Source organism: Novosphingobium sp. ERW19, from assembly GCF_012641315.1.
GTDB lineage: Bacteria > Pseudomonadota > Alphaproteobacteria > Sphingomonadales > Sphingomonadaceae > Novosphingobium.
Map to the genome: position 1 here is coordinate 624,770 of NZ_JABAIC010000001.1, position 17,153 is coordinate 641,922.

17 protein-coding genes are annotated in these 17,153 nt (G+C 65.0%); 8 read left to right on the forward strand and 9 right to left on the reverse strand.

The window, feature by feature from the left end; all coding sequences use genetic code 11:
- Positions 1 to 65: 65 nt before the first annotated feature.
- Both HGI46_RS03155 and HGI46_RS03160 read left to right on the forward strand, forming a co-directional pair.
- Positions 66 to 1,274 (forward strand): aminotransferase class I/II-fold pyridoxal phosphate-dependent enzyme, encoded by a 1,209-nt coding sequence (locus HGI46_RS03155; RefSeq protein ID WP_168903037.1) that lies wholly within the window; start codon positions 66 to 68, stop codon positions 1,272 to 1,274.
- Positions 1,275 to 1,335: 61 nt separating this feature from the next.
- Positions 1,336 to 2,703 carry a PAS domain S-box protein gene (locus HGI46_RS03160; RefSeq protein ID WP_346766662.1) on the forward strand — a complete coding sequence of 456 codons (1,368 nt, stop codon included), beginning with the start codon at positions 1,336 to 1,338 and terminating at the stop codon, positions 2,701 to 2,703.
- Positions 2,704 to 2,706: 3 nt separating this feature from the next.
- On the opposite strand, the gene HGI46_RS03165 is transcribed toward HGI46_RS03160, so the two are convergent.
- From HGI46_RS03165 to HGI46_RS03180, 4 genes are all read right to left on the reverse strand, one after another.
- Complete coding sequence (locus HGI46_RS03165) at positions 2,707 to 2,982, reverse strand: hypothetical protein (protein WP_168903038.1); 276 nt, start codon at positions 2,980 to 2,982, stop codon at positions 2,707 to 2,709.
- 74 nt (positions 2,983 to 3,056) lie between these two features.
- A complete protein-coding gene (locus HGI46_RS03170) occupies positions 3,057 to 3,308 on the reverse strand; it encodes an accessory factor UbiK family protein (RefSeq protein ID WP_168903039.1) in 252 nt (83 codons plus the stop codon).
- A gap of 117 nt (positions 3,309 to 3,425) precedes the next feature.
- Entirely contained in the window at positions 3,426 to 3,980 is a 555-nt protein-coding gene (locus tag HGI46_RS03175) for a TspO/MBR family protein (protein ID WP_118072475.1), read from the reverse strand.
- Positions 3,981 to 4,103: 123 nt separating this feature from the next.
- Positions 4,104 to 4,871, reverse strand: a complete 768-nt coding sequence (locus HGI46_RS03180; RefSeq protein ID WP_168903040.1) for a TlyA family RNA methyltransferase — start codon at positions 4,869 to 4,871, stop codon at positions 4,104 to 4,106.
- Between the two features lie 25 nt (positions 4,872 to 4,896).
- On the opposite strand from HGI46_RS03180, the gene HGI46_RS03185 reads away from it, so the two are divergent.
- Positions 4,897 to 5,439 carry a hypothetical protein gene (locus tag HGI46_RS03185; protein ID WP_118072476.1) on the forward strand — a complete coding sequence of 181 codons (543 nt, stop codon included), beginning with the start codon at positions 4,897 to 4,899 and terminating at the stop codon, positions 5,437 to 5,439.
- A 427-nt stretch (positions 5,440 to 5,866) separates the two neighbouring features.
- Positions 5,867 to 6,970 (forward strand): branched-chain amino acid aminotransferase, encoded by a 1,104-nt coding sequence (locus HGI46_RS03190; RefSeq protein WP_168903041.1) that lies wholly within the window; start codon positions 5,867 to 5,869, stop codon positions 6,968 to 6,970.
- Between the two features lie 70 nt (positions 6,971 to 7,040).
- Here HGI46_RS03190 and HGI46_RS03195 read toward each other — a convergent pair whose 3' ends face one another.
- Positions 7,041 to 8,480: a porin gene (locus HGI46_RS03195; protein WP_168903042.1), complete on the reverse strand. Its 1,440-nt coding sequence runs from the start codon at positions 8,478 to 8,480 to the stop codon at positions 7,041 to 7,043.
- A gap of 185 nt (positions 8,481 to 8,665) precedes the next feature.
- Between HGI46_RS03195 and HGI46_RS03200 the strand changes: the two genes are divergently transcribed.
- On the forward strand, positions 8,666 to 9,574 hold the full coding sequence (locus HGI46_RS03200) for an SDR family NAD(P)-dependent oxidoreductase (protein WP_168903043.1): 909 nt from the start codon (positions 8,666 to 8,668) through the stop codon (positions 9,572 to 9,574).
- Between the two features lie 150 nt (positions 9,575 to 9,724).
- Here HGI46_RS03200 and HGI46_RS03205 read toward each other — a convergent pair whose 3' ends face one another.
- From HGI46_RS03205 to argH, 4 genes are read right to left on the reverse strand one after another with little or no spacing between them, the layout of a single operon-like run.
- Entirely contained in the window at positions 9,725 to 10,498 is a 774-nt protein-coding gene (locus HGI46_RS03205; RefSeq protein WP_168903044.1) for an NAD(P)-dependent oxidoreductase, read from the reverse strand.
- A 15-nt stretch (positions 10,499 to 10,513) separates the two neighbouring features.
- Entirely contained in the window at positions 10,514 to 11,773 is a 1,260-nt protein-coding gene (gene lysA / locus HGI46_RS03210) for a diaminopimelate decarboxylase (RefSeq protein WP_168903045.1), read from the reverse strand.
- A 10-nt stretch (positions 11,774 to 11,783) separates the two neighbouring features.
- The gene (locus tag HGI46_RS03215) at positions 11,784 to 12,035 is read right to left on the reverse strand and encodes a hypothetical protein (RefSeq protein WP_168903046.1); all 252 of its coding nucleotides are present in this window, start codon (positions 12,033 to 12,035) and stop codon (positions 11,784 to 11,786) included.
- Positions 12,032 to 13,414 carry an argininosuccinate lyase gene (argH, locus tag HGI46_RS03220; RefSeq protein ID WP_168903129.1) on the reverse strand — a complete coding sequence of 461 codons (1,383 nt, stop codon included), beginning with the start codon at positions 13,412 to 13,414 and terminating at the stop codon, positions 12,032 to 12,034. Before argH ends, HGI46_RS03215 begins: the two co-directional genes overlap by 4 nt.
- Positions 13,415 to 13,439: 25 nt before the next feature.
- Here argH and HGI46_RS03225 point away from each other — a divergent pair, with 25 nt between their 5' ends.
- The 3 genes from HGI46_RS03225 to serA all read left to right on the forward strand — a co-directional run bounded on the left by HGI46_RS03225 (position 13,440) and on the right by serA (position 17,059).
- Positions 13,440 to 14,024, forward strand: coding sequence for a TlpA disulfide reductase family protein (locus tag HGI46_RS03225; protein ID WP_168903128.1), 585 nt, complete (start codon positions 13,440 to 13,442; stop codon positions 14,022 to 14,024).
- Positions 14,025 to 14,186: 162 nt separating this feature from the next.
- Positions 14,187 to 15,326 (forward strand): phosphoserine transaminase, encoded by a 1,140-nt coding sequence (locus tag HGI46_RS03230; RefSeq protein WP_168903047.1) that lies wholly within the window; start codon positions 14,187 to 14,189, stop codon positions 15,324 to 15,326.
- 146 nt (positions 15,327 to 15,472) lie between these two features.
- Positions 15,473 to 17,059 carry a phosphoglycerate dehydrogenase gene (gene serA / locus HGI46_RS03235; RefSeq protein ID WP_168903048.1) on the forward strand — a complete coding sequence of 529 codons (1,587 nt, stop codon included), beginning with the start codon at positions 15,473 to 15,475 and terminating at the stop codon, positions 17,057 to 17,059.
- Positions 17,060 to 17,153: the final 94 nt, after the last annotated feature.

The following is a 17,153-nucleotide window of genomic DNA, read 5'->3' on the forward strand; positions in this document are numbered from 1 at the left end:
CGCGCAGGGCCGCTTCGCAATCCCGCCGCTTGCGCGCAGCCTTCCGGAAAACTAAGGCGGCTGGCATGAAGAGAACTGCTGGCCAGGACCGTTCGATCACGCAGAAATGGCGTCCCGCAACGCAAGCCGTGCGCGGAGGCACGTGGCGTTCGGAAATGGGCGAAACCTCCGAAGCGCTGTTCCTTACATCCGGCTTTACCTACGACGATGCCGCAACGGTTGCCGCGCGCTTTGCCGGCGAAGCCGAAGGCATGACCTATTCGCGCCTGCAGAATCCCACCGTGCAGATGCTGGAAGAGCGCATCGCCCTGATGGAAGGCGCCGAGGCGTGCCGCACGCAGGCCACCGGCATGGCGGCGATGACCACCGCACTGCTCTGCCAGCTTTCTGCCGGAGACCACATCGTCGCCGCCAAGGCCGCCTTCGGTTCGTGCCGCTGGCTTGTCGACAATCTGCTGCCCCGCTTCGGCATCACCGGCACCACGATCGACGCATCCGACAATGCCGCTTGGGAAGCCGCGATCAAGCCGAACACCAAGGTGTTCTTCTTCGAAAGCCCGGCGAACCCGACGATGGACGTGGTCGACCTCGAGTTCGTCTGCGCGCTCGCCAAGAAGCACGGCATCACCACCGTCGTGGACAACGCCTTCGCCACTGCCGCGCTGCAACGCCCGATGGATTTCGGCGCCGACGTTGTCGCCTATTCGGCGACCAAGATGATGGACGGACAGGGCCGCGTCATGGCCGGGGCCGTGTGCGGTTCGGCGGAGTGGATCAACAACGTCCTCCTGCCGTTCCAGCGCAACACTGGGCCGAACATCGCCGCGTTCAACGCCTGGGTCGTGCACAAGGGCCTCGAAACGCTCGACCTGCGCATCCATCGCCAGAGCGAGAACGCGCTCAAGGTGGCGAGCTTCGTCGAGGGCCGCGTGCCGCGCCTGCTCTATCCGCACCTGCCGAGCCACCCGCAGTATGAATTGGCGAAGAAGCAGATGAAGGCGGGCGGCACGATCTTCTCGTTCCACCTTGATGGCGGGCTGAAGCAGGCGCACGCGCTTCTGGATGCGCTGCAGCTGATCGACATCTCGAACAACATCGGTGATTCGCGTTCGCTGATGTGCCACCCGGCCTCGACCACGCACTACGGCGTCGGCCCTGAGACCCGCGCCGACATGGGTGTTGGCGAGGGCATGCTGCGCCTCAACGTCGGGCTCGAGGATCCCGACGACCTGATCGACGACCTGGATCAGGCCCTGCGCGCCGCCGGCCTTTGATCGAGGTTAACACCTTGCTCCATTCCGGTTGCATCCCGCCACCCAAGCCCTAAGAAGGGCAGTGGGTGGGGTCGCAACGGAGCAAGCTGCATTGCTGGCCGAGGCCCATCTATCTGCCATAATCCAGTCTTCCGATGATGCGATCATCAGCAAGGACCTTCAGGGGACCGTGCTGAGCTGGAACCCGGCGGCCACGCGCATCTTCGGATTTACGGAAGCGGACATGATCGGCCAGTCGATCCGGCGCCTGATCCCGGAAGAGCGGCAGGCCGAGGAAGACGACATCCTTGCGCGCATCGCCCGGGGCGAACGGGTAAAGAGCTTCGACACCGTGCGTCAGCGCAAGGACGGAGCCCATATCTCGGTCTCGCTCACGGTCTCGCCGATCTACGACAAGGCGGGAAAGATCGTCGGCGCAAGCAAGATTGCCCGCGACATCACCGCGCGCGAGGAAGGCCAGCGCGCCTTGCGGGAAAGCGAGATGCGCTTTCGCATGCTGGCCGACAACATCACCCAACTGGCATGGGTTGCCGACCGGACCGGTGCGATCGGTTGGTACAATCAGCGCTGGTACGATTACACCGGGCTGGCAGAAGGCGAAAGCAATGGCTGGGGTTGGGACAAGGTCCACCACCCCGATCACCTCGAACGGGTAACCGCGCACTTCAAGGCCAGCATCGCCGCGGGGGAGGAATGGGAAGACACTTTTCCCCTGCTCGGGCGCGACGGCGCGTGGCGCTGGTTCCTCTCCCGCGCCACGCCGATACGCGATGGCGGAGACCAGATTCTCTACTGGTTCGGCACCAACACTGATGTCACCGACATGCTCGAAAAGGAGGAACAAATTCGCGTCCTCCTGATGGAGGTGAACCACCGTTCGAAGAACTTGCTGGCCGTTGTGCAAGCCCTCGCCCGTCGCTCGGGTTGCCAGGACCCAGAGTTCCTGCAACGCTTCGAACGCCGCCTGTCCAGCCTCTCGGCCAATCAGGACCTGCTGGTTCGGCGCGGCTGGTCGACGATCCTGATGGACGAACTGGCCGAGGCGCAGCTGGCAATATTGGGGCGCGAGGCGCGGGCGCAGATCGAACTGCGCGGAGCCTCAATTCCGCTCAGCCCGCGAAGCGCCGAGATCATCGGCATGGCCCTGCACGAACTCGCCACCAACGCGCTCAAATACGGTGCGCTGTCATCGCTGACCGGCAAGGTGGTGCTGTGCTGGGAAGAAACGGCGGACAGGTTCGTGATTGATTGGCGGGAGAGCGGCGTTCCCGTCGTCTGTCAGCCGACGCACCACGGCTTTGGCACCACGTTGATGCGGCATATCCCGGCGCGCAGCCTGAACGCCGACGTGACGATCGATTATGCCCCGACAGGTCTGCGCTGGCGGCTGGAGTGCTCGCTCGCCACGGCAAAGATGCTGGAAAGCTGACTGTCAGGCGGCGCGCCGCCCCTCGCAGTGCTCTGCTTCGGCTTCTTGGGTAGCCTGTTCCTTGTCCTGCGTGATCAGGCGGTTCTCCGCGCGCCCCATCGTCCAGTTCTTGCCGAGCCGGACCTTGCTGTTCGGCGCACACCAGATTTCGCCCGATTCATCGAGCGCCGTCACCCAGATCAGGTTGTGCTCCTGGCCATAATCGATCATGCCGATCGCATAACCATCGCCCTTGCCAAGCACGTGCAAGGGAATTGTCGGATTGAGTTGCGTAAACACCGGTTTCTTCCTGCAGTGCGCCGTCTGGCGCCAACTTGATGCAGGTTAAATCCGCGAAACGGGAAACCGGTTCCTCAATCGCCCTTGGCAGCAACCTCAAGCGCGGCGATGCGAGCCTTGAGCGCTTCCACTTCCTCACGCGCCGATGCTGCCAGTTCCTTGACCGCGTCAAATTCCTCGCGGCTGACGAAATCGAGCCCGCCGAAGATTTCCTTGGCCTTTTCGCGCGCGTTCTCGCCTGCTTCGCGGCCCATGCCGGCAATCGTTCCCGCCGCGCTGTTCAGCAGCTTGACGAAGTCGGCGATCATCGGGTTTTCACTCTGCATGGGCTTGGGTCCTGAATGGCGCGAGGCAGGCGCTGTTGTTCCCGCTATGTGGTCCGCCTCAAGCCCTTGCGCAAGTGGCCGCGAAAGTCAGAATTCGACGCGTCAGATTTCAGGAGGTCAGATTTCCACGCGCTCGGTCTTCGCGGTGCCGAACGCGCCATCTGCGTCCGGGTTGAGACGCCCGAACTCGAACGTCAGTACCGAGGCGAAGCAGACCCACGCCAGATAAGGCAGCAGGAGCATCCCGGCGACCGGGCGCACGCGCCAGAACAGCACCACCGTCAACACGATCGCCGCGGCCATGGCAACGGTGATCCAGAACGCAACGGTGATCTGGTGCAACGCGAAGAAGGTGGGTGACCAGGCAAGGTTGATGAGGAGCTGCACCACGAACATCGCCACGGCAATGCCACGACCTGCCGCCCCGCGCGCCGCAAGGACCATCGCCAGCGCCAGCCCCATCAGGACATAAAGCACGGTCCAGACGATCCCGAAGGCGGCCGGCGGCGGATAGATCGACGGCTTGACCAGCGCATCGAACCACGGATTGCCGGGGCCGCTGCCCGCGGCTTGTCCGGAAAGAAACCCGAGCGCGACGACAAGGGGAATGGTGAACAGCGACCAGCGCAGGAGACTGGCGCGAAGCTGTCCCGAAGAGGCAAGATAGTTCATGGCACCCGCAAGCAACTGCGCGAAACGCGCGATTCGCCGAGGATATTGGCGAGGGGTTGCCTGCTCTGCAATCGGAACTCGTCCCGCATTGCATCCCGCGTGGAGACACAATCCGGGGAAAACTCAACTCCGCAGCGCCGAAACCAGAAATTCGACGTTGCCTTCGGGCCCGGTGATCGGGCTCGGGACGATGCCCTGCACCTCCCAGCCCTCGCTTTCCAGCCAGTCCCGCACCTCGCCGCACACCCGCTCGTGCAAGGCGGGATCACGGACCACGCCGCCTTTGCCGACTTCGCCCTTGCCCACTTCGAACTGGGGCTTGATCAGCGCGACCAGCCGCGTCGGCCTTGCCGCCAGCGAGAGCGGCACTTCGAGCACCTTGCGCAGGGAAATGAAGCTGGCATCGCATACCACCCAGGTTGCCGGCCGATCGATGTGCCCCGGCGTGAGGATGCGCGCGCTTGTCTGCTCGAGCACGGTAACGCGCGGGTCCTGACGCAGCTTCCACGCCAGCTGGTTGGTCCCGGAGTCCACGGCAAAGACATGCTCGGCCCCGCCCTGCAGCAGCACGTCGGTGAAGCCGCCGGTGGAGCTGCCGATGTCCATCGCGGTGACGCCGGACGGGTCGAGGCCGAAATGCTCGATCGCGTGGGCGAGCTTGATGCCGCCGCGCGAAACCCACGGATGATCGCGCCCGCGCACATCCAGCGCGGCGTCCAGCGCAAGCGCCTGCCCGGCCTTGGCGATCTTGGTTTCGCCCGAAAAGACCAGCCCGGCCAAGATCAGGGCTTGCGCGCGCGCGCGGCTCTCGACCAGGCCGCGGTCGACCAGCAACTGGTCCACGCGAAGCTTGGATGCGCCGGGCTGTTTCGGGGGGCGGGTTGAGGTCACGGCGCGTTCCTTCCATAACTGCACCATGAAGATCAACCATGCACACCGCCCCCGCCTCGTTTTATCCGGTGCGCTGGCCCTCACACTTTCCGCCTGCGCCACGCCGACGGTGGTCCCGCAAGCTGCGCCTCCGCCTGCGCCCAAGCCGACCCAGGCACCGCCCCCACCGCCACCTGCCCAGACCTTCAAGGACTGGCGCGATGCGCCGCAGACCGTGGGTAACTGGCGCTATGAGCCGGGCGTGGCTCGCTTCGGTCCGGGTGACGCCACGCTGTTCGCGATGGCCTGCAATCGGGGCGCTGCAACGATGAGCCTGATCCGCACCGGCACTTCGAACGTGCCGCTGCCGATGACGGTGGTGACCACCAGCGATACCCGCCCGCTTTCCGCCGATCCCGCGCCGCAAGGCCAGCCGCAACTGGTGGCAACGCTGGCCGCGCACGATCCGCTGTTGGATTCCATGGCGTTCAGTCGCGGGCGCTTTGTCATCGAGGTGAACGGCCTGCCGACGCTTTACCTGCCAGCCTGGGCCGAGGTCGGGCGAGTGATCGAGGATTGCCGGAAATAGCGCGATCCGGTTGCAGGAGTGACCATACTGCAGGCGCGAAGCGGGGATTGTGACGACAATTTTTTTTCGATCAAGTCTTGTTGTTTGGCCCCGGATGAATCACATTCAAATCAAGGCCGGTGAGAACGCAAACTCCCGGTCCAGCAGGCCCAACAGCCTGTGACTTTGGCTCAACAGCGCGAAAGGAGGTGATCCGATGTCTCATGGTTCAGCAGAGAGGTCGGTACAGTCCCGCGCGAGGCATTATCGCTGAGTTTCGATTTAAGCGATAAAGGCTTCGTGGGCGGCACTTCCGGCCGCTGACCATGCGAAGGGCCGCTCGGATTGACCGATGCGGCCCTTCACATTTATTACATTCCCCTTGCCTTTCGCGCAACAATAGTTCACGGCGCTGCTTCCTCGATTCTAGCGCAAGGACTGCCTCCCCATGGCGAGCACCGCCGAAACCACCAGCATGACCTTCACCCGCAATCCGCACCCGGCGCCGGTTGCTGCGGACGTGCGTGCGCAGGTGCTGGCGAACCCCGGCTTCGGCACTGCGTTCACCGATCACATGGTCGAGATTGACTACGCCGAAGGCGCAGGCTGGCACGATGCGCGCGTCATTCCCTATGGCCCGATCGCGCTCGATCCGGCGGCGGCCGTGTTGCATTACGCGCAGGAAATCTTCGAAGGGCTGAAGGCCTATCGTCTTGCTGACGGCGGGATCGCGCTGTTCCGTCCTGATGCCAATGCCCGGCGCTTCAACGCCTCGGCCCGCCGCCTCGCCATGCCCGAACTGCCCGAAGAGCTGTTCGTCGAAGCCGTGCGCCAGCAGGTCCTCGCCGACAAGGACTGGTTCCCCACGGTCGAGGGCGGCTCGATGTATCTGCGCCCGTTCATGTTCGCGTCCGAGGCCTTCCTCGGCGTGCGCCCGGCGCGGCAGTACAAGTTCATGGTCATCGCCAGCCCGGCCGGCAACTACTTCAAGTCGGGCGCACCGGCAGTCTCGATCTGGGTTTCGGACTATACCCGCGCAGCGCCCGGCGGGACTGGCGCGGCCAAGTGCGGCGGCAACTATGCCGCCAGCCTCGTGCCCACCGCCGAAGCCTTTTCGCGCGGGCACGATCAGGTGCTGTTCCTCGATGCGGCCGAGCGCAAGTGGGTCGAGGAACTGGGCGGGATGAACCTGTTCTTCGTGTTCGACGACGGTTCGATCCTGACGCCCGAACTCACCGGCACGATCCTGCCCGGTATCACCCGGTCGAGCCTGCTTACGCTGGCCGCCGAAGAAGGCCTGACCGTGCGCGAGGGCCGCTACAGCCTCGACCAGTGGAAGGCCGACGCCGCTTCGGGCAAGCTGATCGAAACTTTCGCCTGCGGCACTGCGGCGGTGGTCACCCCGGTCGGCAAGGTCGCCAACCATGAAGGCGAATTCACGATCGGTTCGGGTGGCCCCGGCCAGCTGACGCAGAAGCTGCGCCAGAAGCTCGTCGGCATCCAGCGCGGCGAGATTGCCGACACCCACGGCTGGGTCACGCGCATCGCCTGATCTTTTTCCAGAGACGTGCAAAGGCCCGCCGCTCCTGATGGAACGACGGGCCTTTTGCTAATGTCACGTCTCAGAAATCGAACTGCGCGCGCATGCCGATGACGTCGGCGTTGTAGTTGCGATCCGCGCCCGCCGCGACTGCTGCGTCCTTCAGCCAGAGATGGCCGTAGTCGATGATGAAGCGAACGTAGTCCGTCGGCACCCATAGCAGCGAGGCCCCGACCAGCTGCTGCCGCCCACCCAGAACGCCATTGTCGTTCAGATCAAGCCAGTCGTAGCGTGCGTTGACCTGCACCGCGCCGATGCCGCCCTTGTCGACGCCGTTCTTCGGCTTGATCCGGGTCCAGGTACCCTCGCTCGCCTTGTAGGGCAGCGTGTCCCCCTTGGTCAGGAACAGGCCTGCTTCGACATAGCCGCCATTGAACGTCGGGTCGGCAATGGCGCCGGGGCGGTTGACCTTCATCCACTGCGATTCGGCGGTGAAGTGCACCGGCCCACCGGTCCAGCCCAGCTCCACGCCATAGTTCGTTTCCGACAGCGCGCTGATCGCCTTGGTGTCGACAAACCGGATGTCTGTAGTGTGGGTGAAGGGGCGCGCGCGATAGCGCACGGTGGCGCTGCTGTCGTTGAGATCATGGTAGTGCGCCGACCCGCCGATATGCGCCTGGCCACCGAACAGCCTGGGCTGAAGCGCAAAGCGGCTGTCGATCGAATAGCTGTTGTCGGTATCGGCGTTGAGATCGGTGACGTTGTCGGTAAACACGCCGACCTGCGCCAGGACCATGCCCTTCTGGTATTGCGCCGACAGGCCGAGGCGGCGCTCGAACCCGAAGGCGGTGTTGAACGAGGCGCGTTCCATGAAGCTGGTGAACAGATCGGACTCGGTGTCCTCCATCGATTCGAACGGCTTGTGCTGGCCGATCGTCAGCGTCAGGTTCTTGATGCCGTTGTAGGTCAGGTAGACGTCGGTCGGATCGATGCTGCTGTTGGCAATGTCCGCCTCGATGCGATAGCCGAAGTTCCCCGGGATCGTACCGTCAAAGCCGAAGTAGGCGCGGCGGAATTCGGTGGCGAGGCCCAGGCTCTTGCTGCCGATCGAGGACGGGGCAGAAACGGACGCGGTATCGATCTGCAGGCGGCCGCGCGGCTTGAAGCTCCACTTGCCCGCCTTGGGGTTCTTCGGATCAGCCGGAGCTTCGATCTTCGGCCCGCCATCCCAGCTGATCGCCACGGGAGGCTTGCCCGATACCGTCGGCGCAGGGATCGCGGCAACCGCCGTAGCCGTGGCATCGGTCTTGGCCTTGGCTTCGGCGAGTTGCCCCTGCAGCGTCTGGATCTGCGCCTGCATTGCCGCCATCGTTTCCATCTGGCTCTGCATCTGCGCCTGCATCTGCTGAAGCTGGGCCTGCATTGCGGCAAGATCGGCATTGGAGGTCGCGGCCTGTGCCGGGACGGCCCAGCCAGCGGCACAGGCAAGGGCAGAAATCGAGACGCGGGTTACGAACTTCATGGCGAATCCTCAGGACTTCGGTCTGCGGCCGAATATGTCTGTTGTGTTACATTTTGTTGACGGTGGTTTGGCTGATTTGTCGCAAATGCTGCAAACCGCCTCGCCCGTTGCGTTCCGCCGCCCGCCGTGGCATCGCAAGGGCATGACTTAATCGCCCGGTTAGGGCGCTCCCGGAGAGACCAGACATGACCATTTCGTTCGAAGGCCGCGTCGCGATCGTTACAGGGGCAGGCGGTGGCCTCGGCCGCGCCTATGCCCTCGAACTCGCCCGCCGCGGCGCGAAGGTGGTGGTCAACGATCTCGGCGGTTCGCGCGATGGCACCGGCCATTCCGACGCTGCGCTGAAGGTTGTCGAGGAAATCGAGGCCATGGGTGGCGAGGCGATGTCGAATGGCGGCTCGGTCAGCGAGTATGAGCAGATGGTCGAGATGGTCGCCAAGGCCAAGGAGCGCTGGGGCGGTGTCCACGTGCTGATCAACAACGCCGGCATCCTGCGCGACAAGAGCTTCACCAAGATGGACCCGGCCGATTTCGAGATGGTCGTGCGCGTCCACCTGATCGGCTCGGCCTTCGCCACCAAGGCCTGCTGGGACCTGATGCGCGAACAGAACTACGGCCGCATCCTCATGACCGCATCGTCCACCGGCCTGTTCGGCAACTTCGGCCAGGCAAACTACGGCGCGGCCAAGCTCGGCCTCGCCGGGCTGACCAAGACGCTCTACCTTGAAGGCGCAAAGAACAACATCAAGGTCAACACGCTGGCCCCCGTCGCCGCCACGCGCATGACCGAGGACATCTTCCCCGAGGAAGCCTTCAAGCTGTTCGGCCCCGAAAACGTCGTCCCCGCAGCCCTCTTCCTCGTCTCGGAAGACGCGCCGACCAACGCCATCGTCGGCGCAGGCGGCGGCGCATACCACGGCGCATGGGTGACGATGAACAAGGGCGTGCTCCTCGCCCCGAACGAACGCACCGTCGAAGGCTTCGCCGCCAACTGGGACAAGATCAGCGACCGCACGGGAGACTTCGCCCCGCAGTCAGGCGCGGAACAGAGCCAGGTGATTATTGGGCAGTTGCAGGCGGCGATGAAGGGGTGATCAAGCTCCTCCCTGTTTTTGCGCAGCACAAACGGGGAGGTGGCAGTCACCGCAGGTGACTGACGGAGGGGCTTTTCCCCTCCACCATCAGCTTCGCTGGTGGTCCCCCTCCCCCTTTGCACCTGCGGTGAAAACGGGGAGGATTTTGACCTAAGCAGATCGCAACACCACCACGATCCCGCCGTCCGGCGCCGCCTCCCCCGCCAGCACCCGCACCGCATCGGCCCGCGCGCGGGACAGGATTTCCGGCGCCACGCCAGCATCGTGCACCACCACATCCGCCTGCCCCAGCAGCCGCGCGGTGCGCAGGGTAAGGTCTTCGGGATCGTTGGATGTCAGCACGATTTCGAAGCGCCCGGACTGCCCTTCCGCGCCTGAAGCCAGCCACGCCGCCACTTTCGCGTCGCTGCCCGCGCGGAACAGGTCGAGTTCCCCGCCCTCGTCCAGCGCCGCATCCAGAGCGCGCCTGCGGTCGGCCACCGAGGACCAGCGCTTGCGCATGCCCTCGCGCGCATCCTCCAGCGCTCGCGCCAGTGCGCCCAGCCCTTGTGGCAGCAGGCGTTCCAGCCGCAGGCGCAGGATCTTGGCGAGGCCTGCCGAAGCGCCGCCGGTGCCCACCGCGATCAGCACCGGGTCGCGGTCAAGGATCGAAGGCGTGGTGAAATCGCACAGTTCGGGCCGGTCGACCACGTTGACTAGCAGGCCGGCACAGCGCAGCCGGATCGCGTCGCCCTGCGCCATGTCGGGATTGTCGTGCGCGATGAAGGCGAGGCGGGCGCCGTCGTCGATCCCGGCATTGATGTCGCGGTAGATCACCCCGCCCGCACGCTCGATCAGGCGCTGCTTGGCCTCAGCCGCGTCCCCCTCGCCCAGCAGGATCACCGGCTGGCCCGCGATGCGGTGGAAGAGGGGGAGCGCCTTCATATCTTCAAACTCGGCTTACTTGAGGAAGTCCGGCACGCGCTCTGCCGCGAGGATCGTGGCGGGATCGATGCGGTCGGCCACCACGGCCCACTTGTCGCCATCCACCATGACCTCGGGCACCAGGGGCCGCGAGTTGTAGGTGTTGGCCATCGTCGCGCCATAGGCGCCCGCGGTGCGGAACACGGCGAGATCGCCGCGCCCGACCTTGTCGATCGTGCGGGCCATGGCGAAGGTGTCCGAGCTTTCGCAGATCGGGCCGACGATGTTGGCGGTGAAGGTCTCGCCCTTCGGCTCCACGGCGGCGAAATCGTGCCAGGCATCGTAGAGCGCGGGGCGCGCCAGATCGTTCATCGCGGCATCGACCACGACCCAGGGATTGCTCGCCCCTTCCTTCACGCGGATGACTTCGGTCACCAGCACGCCGGTGTTGCCGGTGATCACGCGGCCCGGCTCGAACATCAGCGTCACGCCCCAGTTGCCGGTCACGCGCGCGACCATCGCGGCGTATTCGGCGGGCTGCGGGAACACTTCGCCCGCCTTGTAAGGCACGCCCACACCGCCGCCCAGGTCCATGTGCGTGACAGAATGGCCCGCCGCGCGGATCTCTTCCATCAGCCCGCCAACCTTGGTGAAGGCGGCTTCCAGCGGCTCCAGCTTTGAAAGCTGGCTGCCGATGTGCAGCGTCAGCCCGCGCATATTGAGGCCGGGCGTGCCCGCAAGACGGCCATAGATCGCGGCGGCGCGGTCGAACGGCACACCGAACTTGTTCTCGGCCTTGCCGGTGGAGATCTTGCCGTGGGTTCCGGCGTCAACATCAGGGTTCACGCGCAGTGCGGCCGAGGCGACCTTGCCCATCGACGCGGCGATTTCCGCAAGCTCCAGCCCTTCTTCCTCGCTTTCGAGGTTGAACTGGCCAATCCCGGCCTCGATCCCGCGGCGCATTTCGGCAGCGGTCTTGCCCACGCCCGAGAACACGATGCCATCGGGCGCCATGCCTGCCGCCAGCGCCCGCTCCATCTCGCCGCCCGAGACGACATCGGCGCCATAGCCTTCCGCGGCCAGCACCTTGAGCACGGCAAGGTTGGGGTTGGACTTGACCGCAAAGGCGATCTTCGCGTCGCGCAGAATGCCAAGCGCATCGCGGAACACGCGGGCGTGGCGGGTCAGCGTCGCGCGCGAATAGACATAGACGGGCGTGCCGACTTCCGCCGCGATCACCGGCAGGGGCACGTTTTCGGCGCAGAGCACGCCGTTGTTCAGTTCAAAATGGTCCATCGGAGTAAACTCAGTCTTCGGGTGGCAGGTCGAAAGGATCGTCTTCGCGATCCTGCGAGCGGCGACGCGGCTCGACATTGCGCGCAGGGGCTGCCTGCGCGGGGGGTTTGAGCAGGTCGTCCGCGCCCGGCTGGACCTCGCGGCCATAGGGGATCGGCGGCGGCGTCTGATCCGGCGCCAGCTTGAGCTCGGCCTTGTTGCCGCACCCGGCCAGAGCCAGTGCGCCAAGGCCAGCCAGCAGAATGTTGCGCGATTGGCTCAAGCCTGTTCCTCCAGCCCCAGCGCCACGCGCGCCTGGGCCACGCGCTTCCTTACCTCGTCCGGCGCGGTTCCGCCATGGCTGCAACGCGCGGCCACGCTCGCTTCGACCGAAAGCGCGGCATAGACGCGATCGTCGATGCGCCGGTCGATCGCCTTGAGGTCCTCGATCGAAAGCTGATCGAGCGCGATCCCGCGCGATTCGGCGAGCTTCACCGCAGAGCCGGTGATGTGGTGCGCCTCGCGGAACGGAATGTTGGCCTGCCGCACCAGCCAGTCGGCCAGATCGGTCGCCGTGGCATAGCCGAGTTCGGCGGCAGCGCGCATCCGGTCGGTGCGGAACTTGGCCTCGGCCACCATCCCGGTCATCGCGGCGATGGACAGGGCAAGCAGGCTGGCGGCTTCGAACACCGGCGGCTTGTCGTCCTGCATGTCCTTCGAATAGGCCAGCGGCAGGCCCTTCATCGTGATCATCAGCGCCGTCAGGCAGCCGACGATCCGGCCCGAGTGGCCGCGCACCAGTTCGGCGGCATCGGGGTTCTTCTTCTGCGGCATGATGCTGCTGCCGGTCGACAGGCTGTCGGGCAGCGTCACGAAGCCGAAGGGCTGGCTCGCCCAGATGATGAACTCTTCGGCCAGCCGCGAAAGGTGCAGCGAGCACTGCGCCGCAGCCATCAGGTAATCGAGCGCGAAGTCGCGGTCCGACACCGAATCGAGGCTGTTGTCGGTCGGCCCATCGAAGCCGAGCGCTTCAGCGGTGCGGAAACGGTCGATGGGAAAGCCTGTCCCAGCCAGCGCCGCGGCGCCCAAGGGGCTGCGGTTCATGCGCTGGCGCGCATCGGCAAAGCGCGAACGATCCCGCCCGATCATTTCGTAATAGGCCATCAGATGATGGCCGAGTGTGACCGGCTGCGCGGTCTGCAGGTGCGTGAAGCCGGGCATGATCGAGGCGGCGTGCTCGCCAGCGCGCGAAACCAGCGCGACTTGCAGCTGCTTCAGGCCAAGCTCGGCCTGATCCATCGCATCGCGCACCCACAGGCGGAAGTCGGTCGCCACCTGATCGTTGCGGCTGCGCGCGGTGTGGAGGCGCCCTGCCGCCGGGCCGATCAGTTCGGCAAGGCGGCTTTCGGTGGTCATGTGGATGTCTTCAAGGTCCCAGTTCTCGGGCACCCCATTGGCTTCGTATTCCGCCGCGACCTTGTCGAGGCCATCGGCGATCAGCGCCGCATCCTCGACCGAGACGATGCCTTGCGCGCCAAGCATGTCCACATGGGCCTTTGACGCGGCGATGTCTTGCCGCCACAGCGCCTTGTCGAAGGGAATCGAGGCGTTAATCTCGCGCATGATCGCCGAGGGACCGCCTGCGAAGCGCCCGCCCCACATCTGGTTGGAGCCTGATTTGTCGCCCATGTCCGTCTATTCGCCCAAAGTGCTGTTGCTCGTGGCGGCCCTTGCCGTTGCCGGGTGCGATAGGCAAGGCCAGAGCGACTCGCAACCGCAGACGACGGCGGCACCTACGGAATCTGCCGCGAAGGGCGAATTCAACGGCACACTCGACATTGCCAATCGCGGCAAGGACATGCCCGATTTCACCGTGACCGACCCGTCGGGCAAGTCGCTCAAGCTGCGCGACCTCAAGGGCAAGCCGGTGCTGGTCAACCTGTGGGCAACGTGGTGCGGGCCCTGCGTCCTCGAAATGCCGATGCTCGACAAGCTGGCGGCGGACAACGCCGGCAAGCTGCGGGTCCTGACCGTATCGCAGGACATCGAAGGCGCCGCCAAAGTCGCCCCGTTCTATGCCGAGCGCAAGTTCACCGCGCTCGAACCCTGGCTCGACACCGAGAACAACCTCGGCTTCTTCTACGAGACCGGAATGCTGCCGACGACTGTGCTCTACGACAAGGATGGCAAGGAAGTCTGGCGCATGATCGGCGCGCATGACTGGTCTGGTCCGCGCACGGCCGCGATGCTTGCCGAAACCCTCGGACAGTAGGCCTTCTGAACCCGAGAGTTGTGGGTGAGTTGGGGGAGACTTGCCCCTGAGTTCATGAGAGTTGGAAACCGATAAGGTTTGACAAATCCCGCTGCGCCACTAGGGCGGTCGGCGGGCCACGCGGTCCCAACGCCGCGCGTGCTCTCTGTAAGGAGAGACTACATGTCTGCTACGATTCCGGCTCGCAAGCCTGCGCGCCCCTATTTCTCGTCCGGTCCCTGCGCCAAGCCGCCCGGATATTCCCCCGAAAAGCTCGCTACCGAATCGCTGGGCCGGTCACACCGCGCCAAGATCGGCAAGACGCGCCTTCAGTATTGCATCGACCTGATGCGCGAAGTGCTGCAGCTGCCCGATACGCACCGCATCGGTATCGTTCCGGGGTCTGACACCGGCGCTTTCGAAATGGCGATGTGGACGATGCTCGGCGCTCGCCCGGTCACCACGCTGGCATGGGAATCCTTCGGTGAAGGTTGGGTCACCGATGCCGCCAAGCAGCTCAAGCTCGATCCCACGGTCCTGCGCGCCGACTATGGCCAGATCCCCGATCTGAACGCGATCGACTGGTCGAACGACGTGCTGTTCACCTGGAACGGCACCACCTCGGGCGTGCGCGTGCCGAACGCCGACTTCATTCCCGCGGACCGCGAAGGCCTCTCTTTTGCCGACGCCACCTCGGCAGTCTTCGCCTACGACATCGACTGGTCGAAGATCGACGTTGCCACCTTCTCCTGGCAGAAGGTTCTGGGCGGCGAAGGCGGCCACGGCGTGCTGATCCTCGGCCCCCGCGCGGTCGAACGGCTCGAAACCTACACTCCCGCCTGGCCGCTGCCCAAGGTGTTCCGCCTCGTGTCCAAGGGCAAGCTCGCCGAGGGCGTGTTCAAGGGCGAGACGATCAACACCCCCTCGATGCTCGCCGTCGAAGACGCGATCTTCGCGCTCGAATGGGCCAAGGGCCTCGGTGGCCTCGAAGGTCTTCAGGCGCGCAGCGATGCCAATGCGGCGGCGCTGAACAAGATCGTCGAAGAGCGTTCGTGGCTCTCGCACCTCGCCGCTGACGAAGCGACCCGGTCCAAGACCTCGGTCTGCCTCTCGGTCGAAGGCGCGGATGCAGACTTCATCAAGAAGTTTGCAGCCCTCCTCGAAAAGCAGGGCGCGGCCTACGACATCGCCGGTTACCGCGATGCCCCGGCCGGCCTGCGCATTTGGTGCGGCGCGACCGTGAACGCCGAGGACATCGCCGACCTCGGCCCGTGGCTCGACTGGGCCTACGATACGACCAAGGCCGAACTGGCCGCGGCCTAAGCTGCCTCTAGCCCTCTCCCCTTGAGGGGAGAGGGTTGGGAGAGGGGACTTGCCCCTTGTTCCCGCATTTTCCAACCATTTCAGGGCCGGTGACAGGACTCCCCCTCTCCCCGGCCCTCTCCCCTGAAGGGGAGAGGGAGACACTTATGACCAAGCCCAAGGTTCTCATTTCCGACAAGATGGACCCCAACGCCGCCCGCATCTTCACCGAGATGGGCTGCGACGTCGACGTGATCACCGGCGAGACGCCGGAACAGCTGATCGCCCGCATCGGCGAATACGATGGCCTCGCCATCCGCTCCTCGACCAAGGTGACCAAGGCGATCCTCGATGCCGCCACCAATCTGAAGGTCATCGGCCGCGCCGGCATCGGCGTCGACAACGTCGACATCCCCTACGCCTCGTCCAAGGGCGTGGTCGTGATGAACACCCCGTTCGGCAATTCGATCACCACCGCCGAACATGCCATCGCGATGATGTTCGCGCTCGCCCGCCAGATCCCCGAAGCCAACGCCCAGACCCAGGCGGGCCTGTGGCCGAAGAACGGCTTCATGGGCGTTGAAGTCACCGGCAAGACATTGGGCCTGATCGGCGCGGGCAACATCGGCTCGATCGTCGCCAGCCGCGCACTCGGCCTCAAGATGAAGGTCGTCGCCTTCGACCCGTTCCTGACGCCCGAGCGCGCCGTGGAAATGGGCGTCGAAAAGGCCGATCTCGATACGCTGCTGGCACGCGCGGACTTCATCACGCTGCACACGCCGCTGACCGACCAGACCCGCAACATCCTTTCGGCCGAGAACATCGCCAAGACGAAGAAGGGCGTGCGCATCATCAACTGCGCGCGTGGTGGCCTGATCGATGAAGCAGCGTTGAAGGCTGCGCTGGATTCGGGCCAGGTGGCAGGCGCTGCGCTCGACGTGTTCGAGACCGAACCCGCGAAGGAATCGCCGCTGTTCGGCACGCCGAACTTCATCTGCACCCCGCACTTGGGGGCCTCGACCAACGAAGCGCAGGTCAACGTCGCGCTTCAGGTGGCCGAGCAGATGGCTGACTTCCTCGTCTCGGGCGGCGTCACCAACGCGCTCAACATGCCCTCGCTCTCGGCCGAGGAAGCTCCGAAGCTCAAGCCCTACATGGCGCTGGCTGAAAAGCTCGGCAAGCTGGTCGGCCAGCTCGCGCACGACAATCTGACCAAGATCGCCATCGAGGTCGAAGGCGCCGCCGCGCAGCTCAACCAGAAGCCGATCACCGCTGCGGTCCTTGCCGGCCTGATGAGCGAGTATTCGCAGAGCGTGAACATGGTCAACGCACCGTTCCTCGCCAAGGAGCGCGGGCTCGACGTGCGCGAAGTGCGCCATGATCGCGAAGGCGAATACCGCACGCTGGTGCGCGTCACCGTCAGCACCAGCCAGGGTGAGCGTTCAGTTGCGGGCACGCTGTTCGGCAACGGCCAACCGCGTCTGGTCGAAATCTTCGGCATCGGCATCGAGGCCGACCTTGATGGCGACATGCTCTATATCGTCAACTCCGACGCGCCGGGCTTCATCGGCCGCATCGGCACGCTGCTCGGCCAGTCGAACATCAACATCGGCACCTTCCACCTCGGCCGCCGCGAAGCCGGTGGCGAGGCCGTGCTGCTGCTCTCGCTCGACAGCCCGGTGCCGCAGGACGTGCTCAAGCAGGCCTGCGACATCCAGGGCGTCCGCACGGTCAAGGCGCTGAACTTCGTCTGATCCAGCGTCAGCGTGAAATCGAGGGGCGGGTGCAGCGATGCGCCCGCCTTTTCCGTTTCGCGCGGAGGCGCGGAGAAGATTACGGGCTCCGCCC